The 25117-nt window shown below is 45.7% G+C and carries 21 protein-coding genes; 7 read left to right on the forward strand and 14 right to left on the reverse strand.

Going from position 1 to position 25117, the window contains the following annotated elements:
• Positions 1 to 110: 110 nt before the first annotated feature.
• From BREVNS_RS04275 to BREVNS_RS04325, 11 genes are all read right to left on the reverse strand, one after another.
• The gene (locus tag BREVNS_RS04275) at positions 111 to 3164 is read right to left on the reverse strand and encodes a DEAD/DEAH box helicase (protein ID WP_483427817.1); all 3054 of its coding nucleotides are present in this window, start codon (positions 3162 to 3164) and stop codon (positions 111 to 113) included.
• Between the two features lie 202 nt (positions 3165 to 3366).
• Positions 3367 to 4572 carry an acetate/propionate family kinase gene (locus BREVNS_RS04280; protein WP_483427818.1) on the reverse strand — a complete coding sequence of 402 codons (1206 nt, stop codon included), beginning with the start codon at positions 4570 to 4572 and terminating at the stop codon, positions 3367 to 3369.
• 9 nt (positions 4573 to 4581) lie between these two features.
• The gene (gene metG, locus BREVNS_RS04285; RefSeq protein ID WP_483427819.1) at positions 4582 to 6627 is read right to left on the reverse strand and encodes a methionine--tRNA ligase; all 2046 of its coding nucleotides are present in this window, start codon (positions 6625 to 6627) and stop codon (positions 4582 to 4584) included.
• Between the two features lie 23 nt (positions 6628 to 6650).
• Positions 6651 to 7052, reverse strand: a complete 402-nt coding sequence (locus BREVNS_RS04290) for a CBS domain-containing protein (RefSeq protein ID WP_483427820.1) — start codon at positions 7050 to 7052, stop codon at positions 6651 to 6653.
• A 23-nt stretch (positions 7053 to 7075) separates the two neighbouring features.
• Complete coding sequence (locus tag BREVNS_RS04295; protein ID WP_483427821.1) at positions 7076 to 7354, reverse strand: hypothetical protein; 279 nt, start codon at positions 7352 to 7354, stop codon at positions 7076 to 7078.
• A complete protein-coding gene (locus BREVNS_RS04300; protein WP_483427822.1) occupies positions 7351 to 8166 on the reverse strand; it encodes an FkbM family methyltransferase in 816 nt (271 codons plus the stop codon). The genes BREVNS_RS04295 and BREVNS_RS04300 overlap by 4 nt, the downstream gene beginning before the upstream one ends.
• The gene (locus BREVNS_RS04305; RefSeq protein ID WP_483427823.1) at positions 8166 to 9851 is read right to left on the reverse strand and encodes a glycosyltransferase family 117 protein; all 1686 of its coding nucleotides are present in this window, start codon (positions 9849 to 9851) and stop codon (positions 8166 to 8168) included. Before BREVNS_RS04305 ends, BREVNS_RS04300 begins: the two co-directional genes overlap by 1 nt.
• Positions 9852 to 9861: 10 nt before the next feature.
• Positions 9862 to 12576 carry a transcription elongation factor GreA gene (gene greA, locus BREVNS_RS04310; protein WP_483427824.1) on the reverse strand — a complete coding sequence of 905 codons (2715 nt, stop codon included), beginning with the start codon at positions 12574 to 12576 and terminating at the stop codon, positions 9862 to 9864.
• 33 nt (positions 12577 to 12609) lie between these two features.
• Entirely contained in the window at positions 12610 to 13113 is a 504-nt protein-coding gene (locus BREVNS_RS04315; protein WP_483427825.1) for a PfkB family carbohydrate kinase, read from the reverse strand.
• 31 nt (positions 13114 to 13144) lie between these two features.
• Complete coding sequence (locus tag BREVNS_RS04320) at positions 13145 to 13516, reverse strand: carbohydrate kinase family protein (protein ID WP_483427826.1); 372 nt, start codon at positions 13514 to 13516, stop codon at positions 13145 to 13147.
• 3 nt (positions 13517 to 13519) lie between these two features.
• Positions 13520 to 14518, reverse strand: a complete 999-nt coding sequence (locus BREVNS_RS04325) for a tetratricopeptide repeat protein (protein ID WP_483427827.1) — start codon at positions 14516 to 14518, stop codon at positions 13520 to 13522.
• Positions 14519 to 14672: 154 nt separating this feature from the next.
• Here BREVNS_RS04325 and BREVNS_RS04330 point away from each other — a divergent pair, with 154 nt between their 5' ends.
• The 7 genes from BREVNS_RS04330 to recG all read left to right on the forward strand — a co-directional run bounded on the left by BREVNS_RS04330 (position 14673) and on the right by recG (position 21444).
• A complete protein-coding gene (locus tag BREVNS_RS04330) occupies positions 14673 to 15653 on the forward strand; it encodes a hypothetical protein (RefSeq protein WP_483427828.1) in 981 nt (326 codons plus the stop codon).
• Between the two features lie 21 nt (positions 15654 to 15674).
• On the forward strand, positions 15675 to 15926 hold the full coding sequence (locus tag BREVNS_RS04335; protein ID WP_483427829.1) for an EscU/YscU/HrcU family type III secretion system export apparatus switch protein: 252 nt from the start codon (positions 15675 to 15677) through the stop codon (positions 15924 to 15926).
• Between the two features lie 17 nt (positions 15927 to 15943).
• Entirely contained in the window at positions 15944 to 17131 is a 1188-nt protein-coding gene (locus tag BREVNS_RS04340) for an HD-GYP domain-containing protein (RefSeq protein WP_483427830.1), read from the forward strand.
• Positions 17115 to 17477: a YraN family protein gene (locus BREVNS_RS04345; protein ID WP_483427831.1), complete on the forward strand. Its 363-nt coding sequence runs from the start codon at positions 17115 to 17117 to the stop codon at positions 17475 to 17477. Before BREVNS_RS04340 ends, BREVNS_RS04345 begins: the two co-directional genes overlap by 17 nt.
• The gene (locus BREVNS_RS04350) at positions 17420 to 17710 is read left to right on the forward strand and encodes a hypothetical protein (RefSeq protein ID WP_483427832.1); all 291 of its coding nucleotides are present in this window, start codon (positions 17420 to 17422) and stop codon (positions 17708 to 17710) included. Before BREVNS_RS04345 ends, BREVNS_RS04350 begins: the two co-directional genes overlap by 58 nt.
• Positions 17711 to 17919: 209 nt before the next feature.
• Positions 17920 to 19380 carry a hypothetical protein gene (locus BREVNS_RS04355; protein ID WP_483427833.1) on the forward strand — a complete coding sequence of 487 codons (1461 nt, stop codon included), beginning with the start codon at positions 17920 to 17922 and terminating at the stop codon, positions 19378 to 19380.
• Positions 19381 to 21444 carry an ATP-dependent DNA helicase RecG gene (gene recG, locus BREVNS_RS04360; RefSeq protein ID WP_483427834.1) on the forward strand — a complete coding sequence of 688 codons (2064 nt, stop codon included), beginning with the start codon at positions 19381 to 19383 and terminating at the stop codon, positions 21442 to 21444.
• Here recG and BREVNS_RS04365 read toward each other — a convergent pair.
• The 3 genes from BREVNS_RS04365 to BREVNS_RS04375 are packed head-to-tail and all read right to left on the reverse strand — an operon-like array spanning position 21426 to position 24477.
• Positions 21426 to 22274, reverse strand: coding sequence for a sulfide/dihydroorotate dehydrogenase-like FAD/NAD-binding protein (locus tag BREVNS_RS04365; protein WP_483427835.1), 849 nt, complete (start codon positions 22272 to 22274; stop codon positions 21426 to 21428). The two genes, recG and BREVNS_RS04365, sit on opposite strands and share 19 nt — an antisense overlap.
• A gap of 7 nt (positions 22275 to 22281) precedes the next feature.
• Positions 22282 to 24258 (reverse strand): hypothetical protein, encoded by a 1977-nt coding sequence (locus BREVNS_RS04370; RefSeq protein ID WP_483427836.1) that lies wholly within the window; start codon positions 24256 to 24258, stop codon positions 22282 to 22284.
• A gap of 12 nt (positions 24259 to 24270) precedes the next feature.
• Positions 24271 to 24477 (reverse strand): hypothetical protein, encoded by a 207-nt coding sequence (locus BREVNS_RS04375; RefSeq protein WP_483427837.1) that lies wholly within the window; start codon positions 24475 to 24477, stop codon positions 24271 to 24273.
• Between the last annotated feature and the right edge of the window lie 640 nt (positions 24478 to 25117).

The raw sequence follows: 25117 nt of genomic DNA on the forward strand, positions 1-25117 counted from the left end.
TTACGAAAAGAAATATTTTTATACTATTTTTTGTTTTTTATTACTTTTTTGAGACCTTCGCACATTCGTGCAAAGGTCTCAGAATCTTTTCCCTGAAAAACTCACTGTACTTACACTTTTTCAAACAAACGTAGCATATCCTCTTTTGAAAGACTTTTGAAAAAACTCTCATCCGCAGCAATAATACTCTCCGCAAGGAGCCTTTTCTGTTGCTGAAGAGAGAGAATTTTCTCCTCCACACTATCCTTCACCACATACTTATACACAAAAACCGTCTTTTTCTGCCCAATACGATGAGCTCTATCCATGGCCTGCCTTTCCACAGCTGGATTCCACCAGGGATCAAGGATAATCACATAATCCGCCGCTGTCAGATTAAGCCCAACACCACCGGCTTTGAGACTGATAAGGAAAACAGAAATCGTCGGATCCTTTTGAAAACGATCTACCTCCTCTTCCCTCTTTTTAGTGGAACCATCTAAATAGGCATACCCTATGCCTATTTTATCCAGTTCACTTCTCACTATCTGCAACACCTCAACAAACTGGGAAAACACCAGCACCTTATGGTTCTCCTCCTTCAAAAGGCTTAAGGTCTCAAGAAGACCCTCTATTTTCACAGAAGACCCTGTATACGATTTGTCAATCAAAAGAGGATGAATAGAGGCCTGACGAAGTCTGAGAAGACCTTCCAAAAAAAGCATCCTCGCGTCTCTCTCTTCCATATCCCAGAGCCCTTCCAACCGCTGCCTGTACAGCTCTCTCACTTTTTCATAAAAATCTCGCTGAGAACTCTTCATCTCAAGGTAAAGCACCTCTTCTACTCGCGGTGGAAGATCCTTTGCCACCTGTTCCTTGGTTCGACGAAGGATAAATGGGTATACCATACGAATAAGTGTAGTTTTAGCCTCATCTGCCTCAGGTCCATCGCTGGCAAGGGGCAATACAAAATGCCGTTTAAAATATTCTATCCCACCCAAAAAACCAGGCATCAGAAAATGAAAAAGAGACCAGAGTTCCAATGGGGTATTCTCAATTGGAGTCCCTGTGAGACAGAGCCTGTGAGAAGCAGACAAACTTCGGATGGCTTTTGCTCGCTGGGAAAGAGGATTTTTGATCGCCTGAGCCTCATCAAGAATAATATACATAAAAGGGTAATCCTTCAGAAAATCCTTGTCCCTCTGGACAATCCCATAGGTAGTCAAAATAGCATCGTAAGAATCAAAAAGTTCTTTTTCCTTTTTCCTGTTCACCTCAGAAAACACATGCAAACGAAGAGAGGGAGTGAAAAGTTCTGCTTCCCGTAGCCAGTTGAAAAGGAGACTTCTCGGAACAACTATGAGAGCTGGTTTCTGCAAAAGCCCCTTTTCTTTCAGCGAAAGGAGAAAAACCAACGTCTGGACAGTCTTTCCAAGTCCCATATCATCAGCAAGGATACCCCCAAAGCCATACTCATAGAGAAACCAGAGCCAGTGATACCCTGCCTCCTGATAAGGCCGAAGATGCCCCTGAAAGGCTACCGGAAGTGGTTGAGAAACGATTTTTTCAAACGACTTGAGTCGATGAAGAAATTCCGATACCTCAGGAGCTGTAGAAACATCCTTTGAGAGAGAAAATATATCCTCGACAAGTCCAGCCTGAGACACATGAAGAGAAAAACGACCATTCTTTTCTTCACATAATCCAAAGAAACGTAATAACTTTCGCCGCAGAACTGGAGAAACATGAAGCCTCTCTGTTGGAGAAAGCGGAATATATTCCTCTTCGTTTTTTTTCAGAAGTTCATAAAACTTCTCAAGTTCTACAGCATAATCCCCAAAACGCACTTTCCCCTCAAAAGAAAAAAGACTATTATTCTTGAAGATACTGAGAGACAGAGAAGGTGTATATTTTCGCTTTGTCAGCAGATCAGCATCTCCATAAAGAGATACACCCGCCTGAAGAAGGAGAGGAATATCCTGTTCGATAAATCGCTCAATATTTTCTTTCCGGAAGAGGGAAAGAAAGTCCCGCCTCATCAATGCTCCAGGAGACATCCTGTTTTTTTGATTCTTTTCCTCCTCTGCCTCCCTCACCGATGACAATTGGCGAAGCTTTTTTCTAAAATCTTTTTCTTTTTGTATTTGCCTTTTGATGATCACCAGTGTTTTCTTGTTCTCGCCTTTTTTACGCCTCGGGCTATACAGCTCATAGAGAGGCATGTTGCCTCGAAGAGGAATAGGAAGAAAATAGTTATCATAAACAGCATAAGGAATAATTCTTAGAATAATTGGTGTATCGTGATTTGTATCCCTCCGTCCTTCTAACCGAAGAGCAAACTCCGTTGGTTCTTCTTCTATCAGAACAACTTCTCCAATATTGGTTTCAAAATATGGGGTATTGCTATGCTTTTGATAATGAAGAAGAAAAAAATCTTTCAAATCATCAAAAGAAAGTTTTCTTTGAACCAAAGGAATATTCTCAAAGATTTCCGTATTCCCAACCCTGAGCAAAGTATGATCACAAATTGCCCAAACCCCCTGTTCCCCAACAAAACCCATCAGATCTCGCCTTGAAAGGGCATACGTCTTCTTTTTAAGAGTAATCTCCACATCTGCAGTAAAAAACTTTTCCCCCAATAAAAGAGAGAAACGTGCCATTGCCTCTTCAGAAGACCACTGCAATAAATAATAACCATTCTTCCAATCCTCTATAAACACAGGAATCCCCATCTGTTGTATCTGAGAAAATGACAAAAACAGGTTCTCCTTCTTTTCTGCTATTTGGATACACATTTTTTCCAGGTTTTTCTTTTTTGTCTCATCTAATAAGACCATTTCTTTTATCGCCTTTGATATTCTTTGATGAAAACTCTCACTTAAAGAGAGAATAACCTTGTCTGTATACCATACCCAAGGCGAAAATTTAGAGAAAAACTTCGACAAAGTTTTTTGTGCCATACTCAGAGAAGTTATCTCAATAGAGAACACTTGTTCAAGCAGAGATTTCGATACAAACCCCAAATAAATCTCACACTGAGGAATAGGATGAAAAGCCCAGCCTGCCACATACCCAAAGGCGCTATGAAATAGAACAAAAAACGGGATATATCCCCTGGCCCTTTTATGAAATGCATCCACTCCATCTTCTTCATCATCAAAAGCAAATAAACGATCCTGATCCATCCCTCACCCCACTACCATTTTACTGATACTTCTCAAAAACTTCAAAAAAGAAAAGGCAATAAAAAACTGTTCTCTCGTCGTTTCTCTCCATCACCTTTTTAGAAACAGTCGCTTTTTAAGCCTTTTCTCCTAGTCCAATATATCTCTCCCTTTTATGAGAGAGAAAGGGCACCGCCCATCCAGGCAAGTACCCTTTTTTCTCTTACTCCTTCCCCTCAAGCACCCACTGGGTTTCCAGAGCTATCATGAGTTCCTCATTAGTAGGCACCACAAGAATTTTCCCTTTTGACGAAGAGAGACTAATATCCGTCAGTGTCCCTCGGGTGGTACGGTTTTTCTCCTTGTCAAGGACAAACCCCCAGTTTTCCATGTTGGCCATACACATCTCTCGCACTACCCAGTCGTTCTCCCCTATGCCGGCAGTGAAGACAATGGCATCCACACGACCCAGCTCCACCATATACCCCCCAATATAACGGCGAATAGAATGGACAAGTACCTCAAGGGTAAGTTTTGCCCGATGATTTCCCTTGTCAGCCGCATCATTAATCTCACGCATATCGTTAGAAATCCCGGAAAGTCCTAAAATTCCAGACTTTTTATTCAAAAGATCAGACATCTGTTTGGGGGTGAGATTTTCCTTTTCCATGATATAAAGAAGCACGGCAGGATCAAGAGAACCAGAACGGGTACCCATCACCACTCCCTCAAGAGGGGTAAAACCCATGGAGGTGTCCATGGATTTGCCTCCCGCTATGGCTGTGATACTGGAACCATTCCCCAGATGGCAGGTAATCAGATTGATACTCTCAAGGGGTTTACCCAGAAACTCGGCAGCTTTCATCGCCACATAGCGGTGCGAGGTACCATGAAATCCATAACGGCGAATCTTGTACTTCTCATAATACTCATAGGGAAGAGCATACATATAGCTTCGCTCAGGCATGGTCTGATGAAAAGCGGTATCAAAGACAGCCACCTGTTTTTTGGAGGGAAGCACCTCCTTGCAGGCCAAAATACCCTGAAGATTGGGGGGATTGTGAAGAGGGGCCAGTTCACCATTAGCTTCAATCGCCTTAATCACCTCATCGGTAATAAGGGCAGAATGATAGAACGACTCACCCCCATGGACCACACGATGACCAATGGCCCCAATCTCATCAAGGGAGGTGAGCACCCCATGGTCGGGGGAAACTAACTTACCTAAAACCTCTTTGAGAGCCTCGGTGTGATTTTTTGCCTGAATACCTATCTTGGTTTTGGGCTTTTGCCCATGGGTAAAGGAATACTCCACTTCACCAAGACCAATACGTTCCACAAGCCCCTTGGCGAGAACTTCTGAGGTTTTGGTTTCAATGAGCTGATACTTGAGCGACGAACTTCCACAATTCACCACAAGAACCTTCATACCTACTCCTTAGCTGATTTTCGCGCCACTTTCAATATCCTTTTCCGGGGTGAGAAAGATCACCTTTGTCTTCCCTTCATCACTGGCGGCAAGAAGCATTCCTTCGGAAACCTCTCCCATAAGCTTCGCCGGCTGAAGGTTGTTGATAATCACAATCTTTCTCCCTGTAAGCTCTTCCGGGGTATAGTGCTGCTTGATACCCGCAAGAATCTGTTTCTCTACATCCCCTACCTTTACCCTGAGCTTGTAGAGTTTATTGGACTTTGGCATATCTATGACCTCAAGGATCTCAGCAACCCGAAGATCAAAGCGCTTAAAATCATCAATGGTAACCATGGTCGATTCCATAGCATTGTCCATAGGCTTCTCCTGATGTTTTTTGGATTTCTGGATGAGTCTCTCGATCTGTTTCTGGATGAGTTCATCATCATATTTCACAAACAATATCTCCACGTCTCCAATCTTTCTGGTGGGAAGACGATACTCAGCAACGGTATTCCATCTCTCATGAAGAATATCGCCCGTTTCACCCACCATTCGCCAGAGTTTTTGAGAAGAGTCCGGCATAATCGGGTACATCACCACCGCTAAAAGACGACAGAGATGCACACATACAGAAAGTACCTGCGCAAGTCTCTCCGGATTCTCCTTGCGAAGGATCCAGGGCTTTTGTTCGTCATAGTAACGATTCCCAAGCCTTGCGATGTCCATCATGGTTTTGGTCGCCTCACGAACCTGAAAACGGGAGAGAAGATCCGCATAGGCAAGGGTCTTTTCTTTCACCTCTTTCCAGAATGCCTCGTCTTCCTTTGTCCAGACAACGGCCTTTACTTCCCCTGCGGCATAGTTTTTGACAAAACTCAGGGTACGATTAATAAAATTCCCCAAAATATTGGCCAGTTCCTCATTATTTCGCTCTTGAAAGGCTTTCCAGGCAAAATCAGCATCTTTGTTTTCCGGGGCATTGGCTGCAAGATAGTATCGCAAAGGATCAGGTGGAAAATGCTCAAGGTATTCATCCACCCACACTGCCCAGTTCATAGAAGTAGAAAACTTCTCCCCCTCGAGAGTCAGATACTCATTGGCCGGTATATCATACGGAAGCACATAAGGGGTATTCTGCCCCATAATCATCGCAGGCCAGATGATCGCATGAAAGGGAATATTGTCCTTGCCAATAAAATGCACAAGCCTCGTATCCGGTGAAAGCCAGTACTTCTTCCACTCCTCGGGTTTGCCAATCTTTTCTGCCCACTCGATGGTGGAAGAGATATACCCAATAGGCGCATCAAACCACACGTAGAGTACCTTCCCCTTTGCCTCGTCTAAAGGAACCGGAACACCCCAATCCAAATCCCGGGTAATTGCCCTTTCCTTGAGACCCTCTTTTTGAATCCAGCCAAGCACAAAATTACGGACATTGTCTTTCCAGTTGGTTTTTGAAGATATCCACTTCTCTAAACGCTCACTGAAAGCGGCTAAATCAAGGTACCAGTGTTCTGTTTCCTTCTGAACGGGGGTGGTGTTCGAGAGAACACTTCGGGGATTGATGAGCTGATCTGGGTTCAAGAGTTTGCCACATTTATCACACTGATCACCTCTCGCCCTTTCATATCCACAGTGGGGACATGTTCCCTCTATATAACGATCGGCCAAAAATCGCTTCTTCTCTTCATCGTAAAACTGCTTCTCTTTATGCTTTTTGATATAGCCATTCTGATAGAGATCCAGAAAAAACTGCTGAGAAAGACGATAGTGATGGGGACGACTGGTACCAGAAAAGTTATCAAAATCAATCCGCATACCCGCAAAACTCTCTTTAATATTGTTATGATAGCGGGCTACCACCTCTGCCGGGCTTACCCCTTCCTGTTCAGCCCGAAGAGTAATGGGCACCCCATGTTCATCTGTTCCACATACATACACCACCTCATCCCCATTGAGTTTCAGGTAGCGCACATAGATATCGGCGGGCAAATATGCCCCCGCCAAATGGCCAAGATGAATGGGACCATTCGCATACGGAAGGGCCGAGGTCACGAGATAACGGGCCATACTCTTCTCCTTGCAAGGCCTTTTTAGAGCTTTTCACGAACAAACTGGGCTATATCCGTGAGCGAGATCTTTCCCACAAGGTTGTCATTATCATCCAGTACCGGAAGGGCTCTCACCCCTTTATCAAGCATAAGATTCAACGCATCCCGAAGACTCACCTCTTCATACACAAAGAAAAACTTCTTTTTATCTAACACCTTACTCACAGGCATATCCTTGCCACTTTCCCCCATAAAGGTCACCTTCATCACATCCCAGCTGTCAAGGATACCCACTGGTTTCCCCTTGGCATCAATCACAATCAGGGAGTGAACCTTTTCCCGGAGCATTTTGTCCGCCGCCTTGGTAATGGGCATATCCTCCGTTACCGTAAATGGCTCCTTGCGACCTATTACCCCAACCTTGACTTCATCAAGTTCGTTCATAGAACACCTCTCCTCTTGTTTTCTTAATCTCTTCCATCGTGGGTCATCTTGGAAAATCCCCAGATAAGAAAAAGGGCCCCACTGATGGTGGCTACATAGTTCACCGTCGTGATATTATTGACCATCCAGGCAAAGATATCATTGAGGAAAAAGCCACCAAGCACACTCCCGATAATACCAACCACCGTGGCACCCCAGAGCATTCCTAAAAAACGACGTTTAAGGATGCGCACATAGAAAAAGGCCACCGCAAAACCAATAAAAATCTGGATGCCGATAGCTAACACCTTTATCCAGTTCATGATATCCTCCTCAGCGAAGTCTTATAAGCCATAAGTGTGGGATATTTTTCCCGTTTTTTTTCCTCAACGGTATAGCCAAGAGAGACAAGAAAATCTCTCACCTCACCGGCGGTACTCTTTCCTTCACTCTCGTGGGTTTCAATGAGAAGCACAGGAGAAAGTTCGGAAAGAAGCCTCTTTGCCCCCAAAAGAGCCTTGGTCTCACTGCCCTCTATATCCATCTTGATAAAATCAAGTCTTTTCCACTGATGTCTCTTGTATTCGTCATCCAAGGAAACTACTGGAACAGAGGTCTCTTTGTATTGAGCGGGATTTTCGCTTATATAATTGGTCTTCACAAAAGAAGAGGTATAGGTTCCACCCTCATAAAACGTAAGCGTCCCACTCTCCTGCCACACACCAGCAGGCACAAGAGTGACATTGGTTACCCCATTGAATTCAATATGCGCCTGGAGAAGTCTCTGGTTTTTCTGATCCGGTTCATAGACCCATACATGCCCTGATGGCCCCACCTTCTGCGCCATGTAGAGAGCCACCATGCCAATATTTCCCCCGAGATCAAGCACATTCTGCCCACAAGTGAGAGAACGAAGTCCAGGATCGCTTAAAGGCGCAGGATCAAAATCTCGAAAAGAAAAAAGAGTCACCCCATCTCTTGTCACCACCTTCCAGCACCCTCTTTTTCTCTCATAGGCATAAGACTTAAGAGTAGAAAAATACAAAACCCTATATCCTAAACTTACAAGAAAATGCTTAATAGATCCTTCTGGTAGTGCATGATAGAACCGACGGAGAATCTGATACCATCCCATCAATTCTTTTCCTCCATCGCCATAGACCGTTTCCACTGACCAGAGAAAAGATCAAGAAGAGCCTGATACCCAAAACCAATAAAAATCGCATACACCCAGAAATTCTGAATATGCATTACCACCTGAAAACTCTGGGTCCAGGCATCTACCTCAGGATTGACAAACTTGATAAGTGACACCGTGAGAAGGGTCATAGCCCACAAAAGATAAGTAGCCCAGATCTTCTCCCGAAGAAGCATGAAAAGAAAACCTGCCACGCCAATGAGGACATTCACAAAGCCGAACTGACTTACAAGAAATTTCCCTACCCATGCTAATTGTCCCCAGAAATAGTTGATCCCTCCACTGGCGGCACGCCCTCCATACTGTTTTCGAAGCATCTGGTTGAAAAGCACCTCAAGGCTTCTCGTATCTCCCCAGCTGAGAGGTTTTGGATCAGGAAGATCGGCAAGCGCATTTGCCCTTACCATCATGTACAAATAAATCGTCATAGCAAAAATAAAGAGAAGTGAGCCAAATCCCATAATCTCCATCACCCTATCAACCCAGTTACCCTTAAGCCCCATGAGTTTCACCACAATCGTATAACCCAAAAGATAGACAGGCACAAGGAAAATAGAGAAAAGAATGAGTCCCACATCCTGAGGATAAATAAGTCTAGCAAGATAGGCCTTGACAAGAAAAATCGCCACGCTTATCACGGCTAACACAGCCATAGTAAGCACATAGGGCAAACGATTCTGAAAAGCCTCTGCATATTCTTTTTTGAGGTGAGAAAGCAAAATTCCAAAAAAGGAATACGCCGCCAAAGCACCAAAAAGAAGAAACGCTAAACCCAACCGTCCACTTATCTGCATGACCACAAGGGAAACAACCGGGGCCAAAAGTACCACCCACCAGATGGAAAACGTCGAAGACATTTTCACATGCTTGGTGTCCTCCACCTTGTTGGCAAAAAGGGCAAAAAAGGTGAGGGGAAACATCACAAGAAAAAAAGCCACAATATACCAGAGAGGAAGCTGATGGTCTGTCAACGAAAGCCCCATCACATAGGCAAGCAAAAGAGACTTTCTATAGGCAAAATCTATCTCCTCCCGATTTCGATTCCCAAGAAGCTCTTCATACCACCATACCATCACAAAGATCATCATCGAGACAAGAAACACATTGAGAGAATACACCTCTCCCCCAACCGCCTGTTGCCAGTGATCAGAAGCAAAGGCAAAAGCTAACGAAGCCGCTAACGCAGGAATATGAACACTCAAAAGGGCCTGTGGCTTTTTGGAAGAGATGGGAACACTTCGATTCAGCCCAAGAAGCTTCACGAGCGTGAGAAAGAGAAAAAGCACAGCTCCGGCTGCCGTGGTGGCTGTATAGATATTGACCCTATACCCGATATCCCCAAAGGCAAGATAGGTAAAAAGTTTCCCTAAAATGCCATAGAGGGGATATCCAGGAGCATGGCTTGCCCCCATATTGTAGAGGGTAGTCGTGAGTTCCCCACTATCACCCGCTCCAATGGAAGGGGTAAGTGTCTTGATATACCCTACAAAAGCCACAAGAAACACAAGAAAAGCCAACACATAATCAAACCACTGAAGTCGGTAAGGGGTATATCCCCATGGATAAATCTTCTCAAAGAGACTTTTTGAGGCTTTTTGTCCTCTCTCCATCGTTTTTTCCATGGTCTCCCCCTCAATCCTCAAAATCAGCCATTTCTATGGACTCAATGGTATACACCTTCCGTTCATTGCCAAAGGTAAACTCCACTACATCCCCTACCTGTTTATCAAGAAGAGCTGCCCCAAGGGGAGAGAGGTAGGAGATAATATTTTTCTCAAAATCCACATCCCACTGACCAAGAATCTGATAGGTCACCTTTTTCCCATCCTCAGTCTTGAGCGTCACCTTGGTTCCCACATCCACAAGAGAGGTATCTACCATAGACTTTTCAATAATCTTCGCCTTGGCAAGTTCAGATTCGAGACGGGCTACAGCCGCCTTGAGCTGGTCCTGCTTCTCCAGAGCCGCCTTGTATTCGGCATTCTCTCTGAGGTCTCCCTTCTCCATAGCCTCTCCAATAGCCCGGCTATTTTCAGGGATCTCCACCGTCACAAGCCGGTTGAGTTCTGAGCGTTTCGCCTCAAGACTCTTCTTTGTCACCAGAAGAGGAGGACGAATCTTGGCACCCTGCTTGGTTTTCTCCTGCATCTCTTTGCTGGCGAGATCAGGATACTTCCCAAGGAGTTCCTCAAGGTATTTTTTCTTGTATCCTTCAGGGAAATAGGTTGACATGTCTAACTGAGCATAAAGAGAAAGGGCCGTCGATGGTTCGATATGCTGCATTACCTTGTCAAGTAGACCCTTCTCAAACAAAAGACCCTCTATCATCCCACAGAGACGCTTATTGAGAGAGACATTCACCTTGTCTTCTATCTCCTGATTCAAACTCTCATAAATATCCAGAAGACGGAAAACCATCTCGCTCTCTTTGAGCCCAAACCTCTGAGAAATCTCTGGCTCTTCAATCACTCGCTGAACAAACCAGATATAGAGTTCTGGTTTCTCCGCATAACTGGAAAAAGCCACCTCCATAATCTCCTGAATGGCGTTCCACTCCCCCTGAGTAAGCAACTCCTCTAACATAAAGTTAGAGAGACGGTTGATGGGCGTTTTTACCGCAAGATCCACATATTTGGTAGGCCATTCCTTGACTCTCTGACGAAGAAGGGCAAGAAATTCCTTCTTGAGTTCGATGTCCAGATCGGTGTAGAATTCTCCCATGTTCTTGAGCCCATAGAGCCAACTCTGATCAAGAAGATCATCAGAGAGGGCACTTCCTCGAACAAACTTAAGCACCAAAAAGGCAAGAAGCTTTCGCTCCTGGGTTTCCGTAGAGGACTTGAGAATATCTTCAAAGTACGCTGTCATCGCCGAGGAAGAAGCATCCCCAAAGGCACCCCCTCGAAGCTTGTAGTCCATAATATACTTGATTTTGGTTTCCATTGTCCCTGATTTTTTGAATTTGCTCACCAGTTCATCAAGAACAGAAACCTCAGCATTCCGGAGGTCAAAAACATTCTTCTTGGTGAGACTGGGCACAATGGTATTGCTGCTTTCAATTCTCTTGCGTGTCACAATCCACCACTTGCTCCATCCCGATTCAGAGAGAATATCAGGAACAAGCCATTCTTTTATCTGGGTGGCTGAAGCACTTCCCCCAAGGCTTTTCAAAATAATTTCCACCGCCTTGAGAGGATCATCCTGAATCATCTTCTTGAGTTCTTCCGGTCGTTTCTTCTTCCACAGAAGAATGTGATCATCATCGAGAACCACAAGGGCCCTGAGAGCAATCTCAAGAGACATCTTGTGGCCTGGTTTATTCTCAAAATCTATCACCACATTCTCGTCTTCCATGGCCTTGACCTGCCCAAACCCCCAGCTTTTGTGATGAACATACTTGCCCACATCGAACGCAATATGGCTCTCAAAGATACGAATGGCATCTCGATAGGGTTTCCAGGTTTGACCAATATTTGAGAGTTTCAGATACTTGTCAAGCTGGGAATGATCCTGGTAGATAGCCCGATAACAATCCTCAAGAGCCTTTCTGATCTGTTTATCATCAGGCCTCCACTCCACAATAACCTTCAAAACCTTGAGGGCTTCTTCGTACTTGCCTGCTTTCATGAGAGGATGCACATAGTCATTGTACACAGTTTCCGCCACACGGGCATCCCCCTGAACCTCACGAAGTTTTCTGGCAAACATGAGCACCAGATTACTATCATCATGAAAAAGCTTCACCATCTTTCCCCAGAGTTCCTCAAGGGTACGGATGGTCTTGAGCTTGATATACCGCTCAAACGCCAAACGATAATAAAACGCTGCCTGGTCCTTGTCTCCCTGAGCCTCATAATATTCCCCTAAGTACTTGGCTGTGGCTGCATTTTTGGCATCGACTAACACCAACCGGCGGCGAATATTGAGAAGCTCTTCCTGGTTTCCCTGACTCTCATAGATGATCTCAAGGGCACGAAGGGCCTCCTGATCCTCACGGTAGCCAAGGAGCTTTTCACAGAGATATTCTGTAATCTTATACTTCTTGTTTTCCAGAAAGCGACGAATCAGATCCGGGATAAGATTATTTCCAACGGAATTTTCCTCAAAGGGAAGCATTCCAAGAATATAAGAAGCGATCACACTATTCTGTTTACTGGCAAGGGCTTCATTGCAGAGTTCTTTTAGTTCATCCTGAAAACCCTCTTCCACAGCAATATGGATAATATTATCGAGTTCCACAAACATTTTCACAGAGTATTCGTTTATAGCCGTCTGGGTCCACTGCTCCTCCTTGATACGCTCCCTGAGGCTTTTGAGAATATCCTCTTTTTTCTGGATATCAGTCATGGGATCTCCTCCTCGATTTTCTCTTCGTAGGTTTTATAAAAATACCATCCGACGGTAGGTAGACCATCGTTTCTGGATATCTTTCCAGCTGTGTTTGGCAATACCATCAACACCAAAATCCTCCACGCAAAACGACGCGACAACCGTGGCATAAGAAGCCGCTTTTTTTACCACACGAGGGGTAAGACGTCTCACATGATGGGCATCCAGATAGCTACAAAAGGCTCCAGCAAAACTATCCCCTGCTCCCGTGGGATCAACCACCTGAGAAGTAGGATACGCAGGGAGAGTCACCCGAAAGTTTTTCCCCTGAATGATAACCCCATTGGACCCCCGTTTCATAATCAAAACCTCAAAATGAGGGCGATAAAGGGCCTCTAACGCCTCTAAAGGATGCTTTTTCCCGGAAAGAAGCATGGCTTCTCCCTCATTCACAATAAGCCCATTGACTAACTGAAGCACCTCATCTAATTCCTTTGGCTTACTCGTAATCCAGAAGTTCATGGTGTCCAAAAACTTCCATCTCATCCCGGACATTTGCTGGGCCACCTCTTTCTGAATCACAGGATCAATATTGGCAAGAAAGGAGAAGCCCTCGTTTGGGATATTTAGCAGGAATGTAGGGCTGAAAATCAGCAAAAACCCCGAGTTCGGTGGTCTTGGTTTTTGCCTCATTCATATCGCCACTATACGCCCCGGCCCAGAAAAAGGTCTTGCCTGGGCGAACCAAAACTCCTTGATGAGATTTTGTCTTTTGCCTGAGAAACTCCCAGCTTGTTTCGGCAAAATCCTGACCAACCACTCCCACAATATAGGGGCGTGAGAGATAGCTCGCCGCATTGGAAAAATGGGTCACAGACCCACCTAACATCCGTTCCCTTTTTCCTGCAGGAGTTTCCACACTATCATAGGCCAAAGAACCGACCACCACTATAGCCATCTTTTACCTCGCCAACATTTTTTCCATCTGGGCAAAAACATGCCTGAATTTCTCAAGGAGATGGTCTCTCACCTGAACCACCCCGGTCCCCTTGTCCACTACCTCTACAATCTTGTTTGCTAAGGCTCTAGCATTATTCTTTGCCTTCGCCTGGTAGAGGTAATAGTCTAACATCCACAGATAGGCATTAACCAAACGGGGCACCAGCACGTCAATAGCCTTTTTATCGTACTTGATGGTTTGCTCCAGCATGGTAATCCTCTGCCTGAGTTCATAGTGGGCTCTCGAAGAGAGCTCCCGTTTGTGCTTGAGTGTCCCATGAACAAAGGCATACACAGGAAGCCACTCTCCAACCAGCTCCCTTTTCACCCCGTGAGAAGCAATCATCTCCGCTAATTTCTGGAGAGGGGGGTAGGTAATCTTTTCCACCTCCACCATGGGTGGATTGATATACAGGGCATCATTATACATCACCGAGGCCATCTCCTCCTGTCCGGCCTCTCCGTAGGCATTGCCAAGAAGCACATAGAGAGAGACATCATCCTCACTTTTGCCCAAACTCAGGGCATACTCCAGTGTCTCTATAGCCCTATCCACCATGCCAAGAGAGAGAAAAACCTCTCCCAACATCACCAGGATATCCCTTCTTGGCACAGGTGAAAGTTGATAAAGCTCAATCAGGATCTCTACTAACCGGGAAAACACAAAATACCGAATAGACTGGTAAACTTTCAGGTTGGTATAGTGATTTTCCCGACGAAAATGCTCATACTTCCACCATTCCTGAAAGAGTTCCTCCCCACCTGTTGCCTCATCCTGCAGGAGAAAATACTCCTGCCGATGTTTCCAGAAACGAACCGTGGCAAGAATCTCTTCCAGATCTTTGTCCTGGGGATATGCACTCATCAACTCCAGAGCTTCATTTTGAACCTCATCGAGTTTCCCTTCGCTCAGAAGCTGATACAATCTGTGCTTCGCCTCTACTAACTCCACCATCCCCATTCTCACCATATCCTATAACATTTCAATATTATAGAGGAAGAAAAGAAAAAAATCAACTCTTGACTTCTTCTCCTTATAGCCATCTCTTTTTCTCCGAGACCCTCTTCTCCTCATCTTTTGAAAAAAAATACCGATATTTTTCTACAAGAGAAGTATGATAACGATAGGACACATTACCGCCCCATTAAGGGAAACGGCCATCGAAAGCCGTATTGTACAGGTAGAGGTGATAGAACGAAGGGGAGATACCTTGCGCCTTCGCATCAACCAGGTGGAGACCATCGCGAGGGCTACTGAAGACGTACCATCGGAGTTTTTAGCCTTGGCCGAGGTCCAGAAAAAGGATGGTCATTTCACCATCAAGCTGACCCCTTTAGAATGGGCAAGTAGTGAAAGGCTTTCCCTGCACCAGGAAAGAAGCCTTCTTGCCATGGTGATCGACCAATTGATACTTTTAGGCATGCCTTCGATAGAAGACGCCCTGCCGTGGGGATATGCCCTTGCCAAACGAGGGCTTCCTCTTTCCAAGGAGTTACTGGAGATGGTCTTGCGTCTTTCCCGGAGGTATGACAAACACACCATGGAATGGTTTCTCTTTGTCCTCAAAGAGGGTTTCCCTCTGAGTGAGGAGACCACCCACTTTTTGCGGCATCTCACTTCCTGGATAGAGGCATCCCTTCCAGCGGAAAAAAAGTCATCCTCTGCCCAGGAGATCCGGCAAAGGATGGAAACCATGGCCCACTTTCCTCCCTGGATTGGAGAGGTGCTTTCCACTCTCTCCTGGACTCACCATCTCCTTTCCTTGTGGAGAGAAGAGGAGGCCCTTGTCTTGGCCAAAAAGGGGGAAAAACAAAACCAGATCCATATACTTTTCGAGGATGATATCACAGGACGATGGCATATCATCCTCGAATGGTCACTCCACCAGCTCACGATTGTCGTCTCCATGGACCCGGCTATCTGGGAAAAATGGCAAAAAGACATCCAGACCTGGGCTACAGACTCTCAGAAACGCTGGAAGACACATTTTCAGCAGGAGGTTATTGTCCATGTCCATCCCTGGGAAAACCCCTGGCAATTTTTTCTCCCAGAAGAAGAAAATATGCCATGGCGAGGTATCAACCTGTATGCCTAAAGAATCCACAAGGAGGAAAAAATGAATAAAACCGTTGCCCTGAAATATGAACCTGAGTTAGATCAGGCACCCCGCATTTTAGCCAAAGGTGAAGGAGAAGTGGGAAGATACATCCTTGAACTTGCCCAGAAAAATCAGGTCCCTATCTACAAGAATGAGAAACTCCTGGAATCCCTTTACAGACTCAAACAAAACCAGGAAATTCCACCAGAACTCTACCAAATAGTTGCAGAAATTTTCAGTTTTGTGTATGCTTTAAGAAGCAAAAAATAAAACACAAGGGATCATCTATGCCGGAGATGAAACGTATTCCCCTCTCTGATCTGCGTCCTGGAATGGTTTTTGACAAATCTCTCTTTGACAACAATTACAATATTGTGCTTCCGGCAAGAAAACCACTTGATAGGGCCACCCTTGGTATGCTTTACAACAGGGGACTTTCTGAAGTCCAGACCGCAGGAGAGATTGTAGAGGTGGTTGACGAATCGAAAATAAAAGCCTCTCAGCCCCAACCCTCCACAGAAACAGACCCCCACAAAAAGGTGGTTATTGACAAAGAGGCCGCCAAGCATATTGAGTTTTACAAGAATGCTATAGCCAAGGTCAATGCCCTCTATCAAAAATACAAACGGGGAGAAAGCCTTGATGCCAACCAGTTCCAGCAATTAGCCCACGAGTTTGTCAATACCATCATGGGAGAAAAAAAGATCGAGGTCTGGATCAACCTCATCAATGCCGCAGGAAGGGGAGACTATCTCTCACTTCACATTGTGAACACCACCATCCTTGCCCTTCTTTTAGGCAAAAAGCTTGGATATTCCGCTGTGAAACTCATCAATCTGGCAATGGCCGCCCTTCTTTTTGACATAGGCATGCTCAAAGTCCCCACCTACATTGTGGAGAAAGAGGAAAAACTCACTCCCGAGGAGTTCAACCAGATCAAAACCCATCCTATCTACAGTTATCAGGTGATTTCCAGGGAACTCAATCTCCCTGTGGAGATTGCCAGGGTAGGACTGGAACACCACGAGCGCTTTGACGGCACAGGATATCCGAGACGTTTGAAAGGTCAGGAAATCTCTGAGATGAGTCGAATCATGGCCATTGTTGATACCTACGAAGCGGTAACCAAAAACAGGTCTTATCGAGAAAAAAAGGAGTCTTACGACGCCATGCGTCTCATTTTAGGAGAGGGTTCCAGAAAATTTGACCCCGATATTCTCAAGGTATTTCTTTCCCTCATGTCGGTATATCCTGTAGGAAGCTACGTTCAACTGAACAATAAATGCATCGCTCGTGTGGTGGCTTCGGACAGTGTTTCCCCCTTCAGGCCTACCGTCAAAATCGTACGGGATGAGTTCGGGGACACGGTAGAAAACGGAGAAATCATCCGCCTTTCCAAAGAACCTGATCTCTACATTGTGAAGGTGGTATACTCTAACGAGATACAATCAGGCCCCAATGACTCAACACCATAGTACCTCCGCTATCGGAAAATGGGCTGAAGAACAGGCGACTTCTTACCTTGAAAGTCACGGGATAACCATATTAACCAAAAACTATCGGACAAAAGAGGGAGAAATAGATATTATCGCCCTTGAGGGAAGCACACTTGTTCTCGTAGAGGTCAAGTGTCGCAAAGCCACCCAAAGCCACTGGTGCGAGGTCGCTATCTCTCCCAAAAAAATTAAACGAATTTTGAAAACAGCCGAAAGATATATAGAAGAAAACAAAATCCTATTTCAAGAGATGCGGGTGGATGTAATATGGCTCATACGAAGCAAGAACAGTGTCCAACTGAGACACCAGAAAGAGTTCGTGTAGAACCGACAGAGACGCTTCCCGGTCTTGAGGAGGTGATTCTCAAGACACAGAAGCGCAAGAATTTTCACCGGCTCATTGTCAAGACCAATTCGAGTTCTCTCTCAGAAGAGAGAATGCAGATTCTTCGCCAAAAGATCCATGATCCCAATTACATCCGCTTCGCCATCGACAAGTTGGCCGAGAACATCAGCAAAGCCCTCATTGAAGGGTATTTGGAACAAAAGGAGAAGTGAAAAATTCTGTTTCTTGGGGGTTTCTCTTTTCTGTACGTCTTCGTTATGGGTCTTTTGAAAAGTTGTTCCGGAAAAAATTACATTGGAAAAGCCTTTTCCCGAGGAGAAAAGTGAGACCTTTGCACGAATGTGCAAAGGTCTCAAAGTATTGACATTTTCTTCAAGATGGGATATACTATCAGGGGCAAAGAGAAAAACAGGAGAAGGGTATGGGTAGACTTTATGAGAGTTTGCCGGACAGCTTCCTGAAAAAGGTACTGAGTGGAGAGGATAGCGAGCTTGTCGAAAATCTTCTCTCTCTCAAAAACCAGTATGAAAAAGAAACCGACAAAGAACGAAAGGCTATTTTTCGTGACCGTTTTGCCAATGCCGTGTGGAATCTCTACTACGCTATCGGGCAGAAAATGAGCCCAAATATGGCCAAAGAGAAGCGACTTTTTATCCGTTATGGTATTTTAGATCTCAGATACCTCCAACCAGAAGATCAGAAGATGATCCTCTCCCAGCCCTTCGAAGAACACGACCCGGACAATTCCGTCTTTTATGTGGACGAGTGGCTCATTGAAATCCTCTCCGGAAACATCAAGCCAAGTATGACAGACGAAAGACCCAAAACCTCCTCCGAAAAAAAAGACGATGCTCTCAGGGCCAAATATGAAAGAATGAGCGGTGCCTTAGATGCTGAACGGAATGTGTATATGGCGGCCCTGGAGCGGCGGAGAATCCTCGAAGAAAACCTCCAATCCCTTGTAGCGCAAATCACCCAGCATACGACCGAACCCCTGCTTAACCTCCCCGATACCTACACCGAATCGCAACAGAAAAACCTTGATGAACTCTTAGATCTCGTCAGGGACCTCAAAAAGGTGGATAAAGAACTCACTGTCACCAAAAATTCCTACGATAAACATTACGAAGAGTTTGAAAAGGTTCAGCAAGAACTCAACATGGAATCAGCAGAAAAAATCACCTATTCCGTGGACAAACACACCGCCGAAAACGAACTCAACGCCATTCGCCAGATGATAAAGATGACCGTTGGAAGACAGGGAAATCACTTCCCCGTTCTCTCCAGTTCTTTCCTCCCCAGAGAAACACGTGATTTCAACTTCAAGATGCGTGTTCTTGAGAGACTCCGGCAGGTGGAAGAACTGGATTTCACCATCTTCCAGCGCACCTTCCGCCAGCACACCAACCGTGTCCCTCCCTATGTGATTCTTGTCCCTGGATACGGTACCTACGGTATGTGCTGGGAACCCTATGATCGTTACAACAAGGCGACAAGTAAAGGAAGAGTGGCCGTACCAGTTTTTGCCAAAAATCCCATGTTCTCTATTGTGATGGCCATGGGGGATTTCCGCTGGCAGGTGGCCAAGGAATTGGCCGGTTATCACTGGATGGACGAAGGTCTCTCCGGAAAATACTACGAATATATCTCCTCGAACAAAATCAAAGGGGACATCAAACTGCACTTCATCAATGACTATATCCTCTGGATGACCAAGGAATGCGAAGGTATCCAGAAATTAGCCGACAATGATGTCCGATTCATCTTCTGGCGTTATGTCCCCTTCCCCGACAAACTCAAAGAAGAACTCAGCAAACGTGGTTACTACTATGATAAACTCTACAAGAATGAGATGAGTTATCGGATGTCTCAGGGAAAGTAAATGTACCTTGCTGATCTACGCTCTCTTTCGATAGAAAATCTCCCCTTTCTTACCCCAAAGCAAAAGAAGGCCCTGAAGAAAATCGGGCTTGAAACGGTGTATGATATCCTCACCTATTTCCCCTTCAGATACGAAGACAGAAAAGAGATCTCCTCCATTGAAACCAGCCTTCTCACCAAAAAACCTGTGACCACCATCGTACGGGTGATAGACCACGAATCTATTTTTTTTCAAAATAAAAAACACCCCAAGATTATTGTTCAGGACAACAAGATGCGGGCCGCTCTTGTGGGATTCCATAGACCCTATCTTTTCAAAAACCTTCGTATTGGCAACACCTACTGGCTCTATGCCCAATTTTTTATGAAGTACAATGAGATTCAGGCCACTTCTTTTGAGTTCGAACCATACGAAGAAAAAGCCATACCAAAACATTTTGGAAAAATCCTCCCGGTGTATCGTCTCCCTTCAGAACTCTACCCAAAAGAGTTTCAGGGGATTATGCAGAAACTTTTAGACACCTATCTTTCTCGGATAGAAGATGAAATCCCCGTTTATGCTGTCACCGGCCATAAACTCCTCTCCAAGACCGAAGCCTACCAGGAGATCCATTTCCCTACTGATTTCTCTCGTCTTCGAAAGGCTCGTATCCGTATTGCCTACGAAGAAGTTTTTGGGATTCAAATAGCCGTACAACTCCGAAGGAAGGCTCTCTCCTCTTTTGCCAAAGACGGCCGCTACCTCTCCGCCTCACGGGCCTGGAAGATGCTCAGCACACTTCCCTTTCCCCTCACCACAGACCAGCAAAAGACCATGAAAGAGATAGAAGAAGACCTCTTCTCCTCTCAGCCCATGCATCGACTCCTCCAGGGAGACGTGGGTGCAGGAAAAACCCTCGTCGCTTTTTTTGCCATGCTTGTGGCGGCTGAAAATAACCACCAGACGGCGCTGCTTGTCCCCACGGAATCTCTTGCCTTTCAGCATTACCACAGCCTCAAAAATCTGGTAAAAGAAGCGTTTTTCGTCGCTCTTCTCACTTCCAGCACCCCTCCCAAAGATCGAAAAGACATCCTGGAAAAGCTTCAAACAAAAGAACCATGCCTTGTTGTGGGCACCCACGCTCTTCTCCAACCCGATGTAGTTTTTTCGGATCTTGCCCTTGTGGTTTTTGATGAACAGCACAAGTTCGGGGTAGAACAAAGGCTTGCCCTCTCAAAAAAGGGCAATCACCCCGATCTCTTGGTAATGACAGCCACCCCTATCCCCAGAACCATCTCTCTCACCCTCTATGGAGACCTCGATATCTCCATCATCCGGGAGAAACCCCAGAATAGACTTCCCATCAAGACCCACTGGATTACCACCTCAGAATACTCCAAGATGCTTGCTTTTATCAAAAAAGAACTTGAAAATGGTCGTCAGGCTTTCTTTGTGTATCCCGTCATAGAAGCCTCCGAAAAATTAGAACTCAAAAGCTTAGAACATTATCACAGACAGATCCAGGAGAAACTCTCCCCCTTTGAAGTCGTGTGGCTCCATGGACGCATGTCTTCAGAAGAGAAGACTGAAGCTTTGGACCGTTTCCGCTCTCAAAAAGCCCATGTCCTTGTTTCCACGCTTGTCATCGAAGTGGGTATTGATGTCCCGAATGCCACCGTCATGGTCATCGAAGCCGCGGATCGATTCGGGCTTTCTCAACTTCATCAACTCAGGGGCCGCGTAGGCCGAGGAAGTCATCAAAGTTATTGTTTTCTTGTCACAGAAGAAGAGATCTCAGAAGAGGCAAAAGAACGGATGAAGATCCTCTGTGAGACAGATGACGGTTTCGCTATTGCTGAGGCTGACTTCAAACAACGAGGACCTGGTGAGATCTTGGGGGTCAGGCAATCAGGCCTTCCGGAACTCAAGGTTGCCGATCTCTGTGATCACCGTTTCGTGGCCATGTGTATGGAAGATACCCGTCGGATTATTGCCTATGACCCGGAACTTGCCCTTCCCAAACACCGCTGCATTGTCGAAGGAATACTCAAATTCCTGCCACTGGATTACCTGCGCTCTGGATGACATCCACAGGAGGCAAAGGCTTCTTTCTCAAGGCGCTGAAAACGGGCATTCCGATGCTCAAGCTCCTGGAAATCAATCCCATCGGCTAAAAACTCAGGCCCATCCACACACACATGCTTGATCTCGCCGTGAATAGAAACGCGGCAGGACCCACACATCCCTGTGCCATCCACCATAATAGAGGTCAGGCTCACATAGGTCGGAATACCATAGGACGAGGCCAACTTGCTCACCGCTTCCATCATGCGATTGGGACCTATAGCCTTCACAAAGGCCACCTGTGAAGATTCGCTTGCGAGATACTCCGCCAATGCATCGGTGACAAATCCCTTCACTCCACATGAACCATCATTGGTGGCAATGAGTACCCTATCAGAATACCTTTCAAACTCATCTCGAAAAAGAAGAAGACTCTCCGTTCTTGCTCCAATGACAGAAACCACAGGAGTCCCCACACTTCGAAAGGCATACATTTCCGGCAAAATAATAGCCGCCCCAAGTCCACCTGAAACCAGGACAACGGTCTTTTCTGTTTTTTCTATATGAGATGGTCGTCCCAGAGGTCCAAGAACAGAAAAAAGCGCTTCCCCCACCTTCATGGTAGAAAGAAGATGTGTCGTCTTGCCAACCACCTGATACACCACGGTGATAAGTCCCCTCTCAGGATCGGCACGATTGATGGTGAGAGGAATCCTCTCCCCTGTCGCCACAGGAATAAGCACCACAAACTGCCCTGTTTTCGCGTGCGAAGCCACCAGAGGGGCATACAAAGCAAGGCGAAACACTCCCGGCGCCAAGAACTCATGAGACACTATCTCAAAGGCTCTCATGGCTTTCCTACTGATTTGTGGTCTGTTCAGAAGGCTGAATAGTCACCGTTCGCATGAGAATAAAGGAGTCCTGTTTTCCTCCATAGGTCCAGAACACCCTGAAAGCAAGGATCCCATCGCTTCGCACAAACTTATCAGACGCCTGATCGATGGAAAATCCAACCACTGCCTCACTAATCTCTCCTGGAGAAAGGGTATTCCATTCCACTTTTGGTGCCCCGTTGATACGTATCATCCGGGTAGGAATATGCTCAAGCGCAAGCTTTTCAATCGGCATAAGCGTTTTGTTCTGAACCCTCACACGAATCTGAAAGGAATTTCCCCCCACCGAACGAGGCACCACCACATCCACATCTAAGGGAATATGACTGCGAATCCTTCGTACCCTCGCAAAACTCTCTCCTGCTCCCATAAGCCATTCTATCGGATTGTATGGCCCACGGTTACCATACATGGCTTTGTAGAAATTCACCCCAAGCCCAAAAGCCGGCTGAGAAGAAATGGCGTTTTTCACCACCGCTTCATTCATGGCCACAAAACCCTCAATGCTAAAAGGCATATCAGAGGAAAAATAAAAATTTTGATACTGAATCTGATTCACCCATACAATTCTCGAAAGATAGGGACGAATCAAAGGATGCTCTAAAAGTTTTCTCCCCATATCCATGAAATCACGATAAGACATCTTGAGCTGAATCACAAAAAAATCACATCCCGCCGACGCCAACGTGTCAAGAAGATCCCTCTGAGATTCCAGTTCTTCCCAGTTCAACACATAAAAAACAGGCTTACGCACAGAGCGTATCATCTCCCGAAGTTTCCCCACCACATAGTAGCGCTTCCACTGCAAAAAGGCCTGATAATTCTGAGAATTCTCAAGATAGTTGCGGGCAAAGGCAAACTTTTGTTCAAAGCTGCGATTGGTCCAGTCCTGGGGAAGTCTTGAAACCACCGTTTCAACAAAGGGAATAGCCAGTTCCATACCATAATTATCAGGAAGAAGATAATCCGAAATCCCCACATAGGCGAGGGAATCCTGCTGACTGAGACTCCCAAGAAGAGAAGCAAGCACACGATACCGTGATTCAGAAGCAAAAGAAATCGTACTGACATCCTGTAACCACTGATTATCCTTCTGATACCACGATGATTCATACCCTGTCCCACTGAGAAGATTTCCATCTCCTCGAAAGGCCTTGACCCACACTCCCGCCTGCCTTCCCTGCCCTGCTGCCCATCGGGCAATCGTAAGGGCTTCCTGCATCTTCTGGTTATTCCAGGGATCCTGCAAGGAATAATCCTCCATGAAACGGGTGACCCCTCCCATAACCAAAACCCCATCCACATTGAGAAAGTTTATCCATTGGGGAAGCACATTCCAGTCACGTTCTTCATTATCCAGGGCAAGAAGACTTCGTCTTGAAAGGCTCTCCATCTCTTCAATAAAGAGAAAAGAAAGCCCCTGCGAAGAAGAACGAAAAACAGGGGTTTGTTTGAGCGTAATCTCTCTCTCCTCTACAAGAGGTTCAAGCGGACTCTCAAATTGTACGCTGAAAACAAGACGAACTGTTTCACTTCGATTATTCAGATCTGGATACCATATCCCATTCCAGCTCCGTTTTTCCGGATCATAAGAAACCCAGATCTCATCTTGCCCTCGAATATCAAGAAGAACATTCCCCTCTTTATCCACAGCCCGAAGACGCACAAAAGCATTGGAGACTATGGCGGAAGTTTTTCTCTGTCTCACCACCACAGAAAAGGAAACGGGCTCATACCGAAAAAAAAGACTTTTACTCAGACTAATACTCATCTCATACCGATGTGAAGAAGGCTCAGGGAGTTCCTCCGAAGAGGGAAGCACATTGGAAAGATATTCCTTCGCCAAGGGTTGCCATATTTTATAAAAGAGATTTCCTACCAGAAGAAAAAGAATCATGAGAGAGAGAAAAAACCAGGATACAAAAGAGACAAATCGTTTCATGGCATACTCCCGCTACGATTTTATTTTATTCAGGATTTCTCGAATCGGAACAAAAGAAACTAAACTGAAAAGTGCAACCCACCCAAGACCGATAAGCCAAAGATACCGCACAAGAGGTCCAAACACTCTATACATAACCAGAACAAAGCCTATTCCCATAAAAAAAGAGAGTCCCTCGATAGCAAGAATCAGAATATACAAAAGTAACTCTTTTTTCATCCCATCCTCCTCTCATAAGCGAATTATTATAAAGCCAAAAAGAAAAAAAATCTACCAGTTGAGGAGAAAGCGAGTCTTGGATGCCTGTCGTTTCACATTCATACAGAATGGTTATCTTCAAACAAAAACTGAATAGTTGTTTGACCATCTTTTCTTTTTCAGTTTTGGGCTATTTTGTCACCCATTTTCCTTCTTTTACAAAGTACTCCCCTACGGACAAAGGGGGCGTTGTCCTCGTCGCATGCTACGCATGCGCCTCGGACGGAGGATGGGCCGCTTTTGCGAGTAAGGAGAAAAACATCCTCTCCTTCCAGGGGAAGTCCTTCCTCCGTGGGCGACATTGCCTCGCCCTCTAGACTTCGGCAACCACAACTCGTCCTCCTGACTTCGGAAGCATAGCGCCCACCTTGCTCCGCCGATTCCCCGCCAAAGCGGGGTCCCCGCGGCTACGCTTCGGTGGGCTTACGGGAAAAAGCAACATACGATATCGCCCCGGGTGCCTCCTGCACCCTCACTTCGGAAGGACTTCCCCCTTGCGGCAAAAGACACACAACCGCAAAAGCGGCCCCCTGGGGTACAGAAAAAAGAATTGAAAGAACAGAGATTTTTCGTGTTATTTCCCTGTTCGTAAGAAATGTGA

This window comes from Longinema margulisiae (assembly GCF_025266855.1).
GTDB lineage: Bacteria > Spirochaetota > Brevinematia > Brevinematales > Thermospiraceae > Thermospira.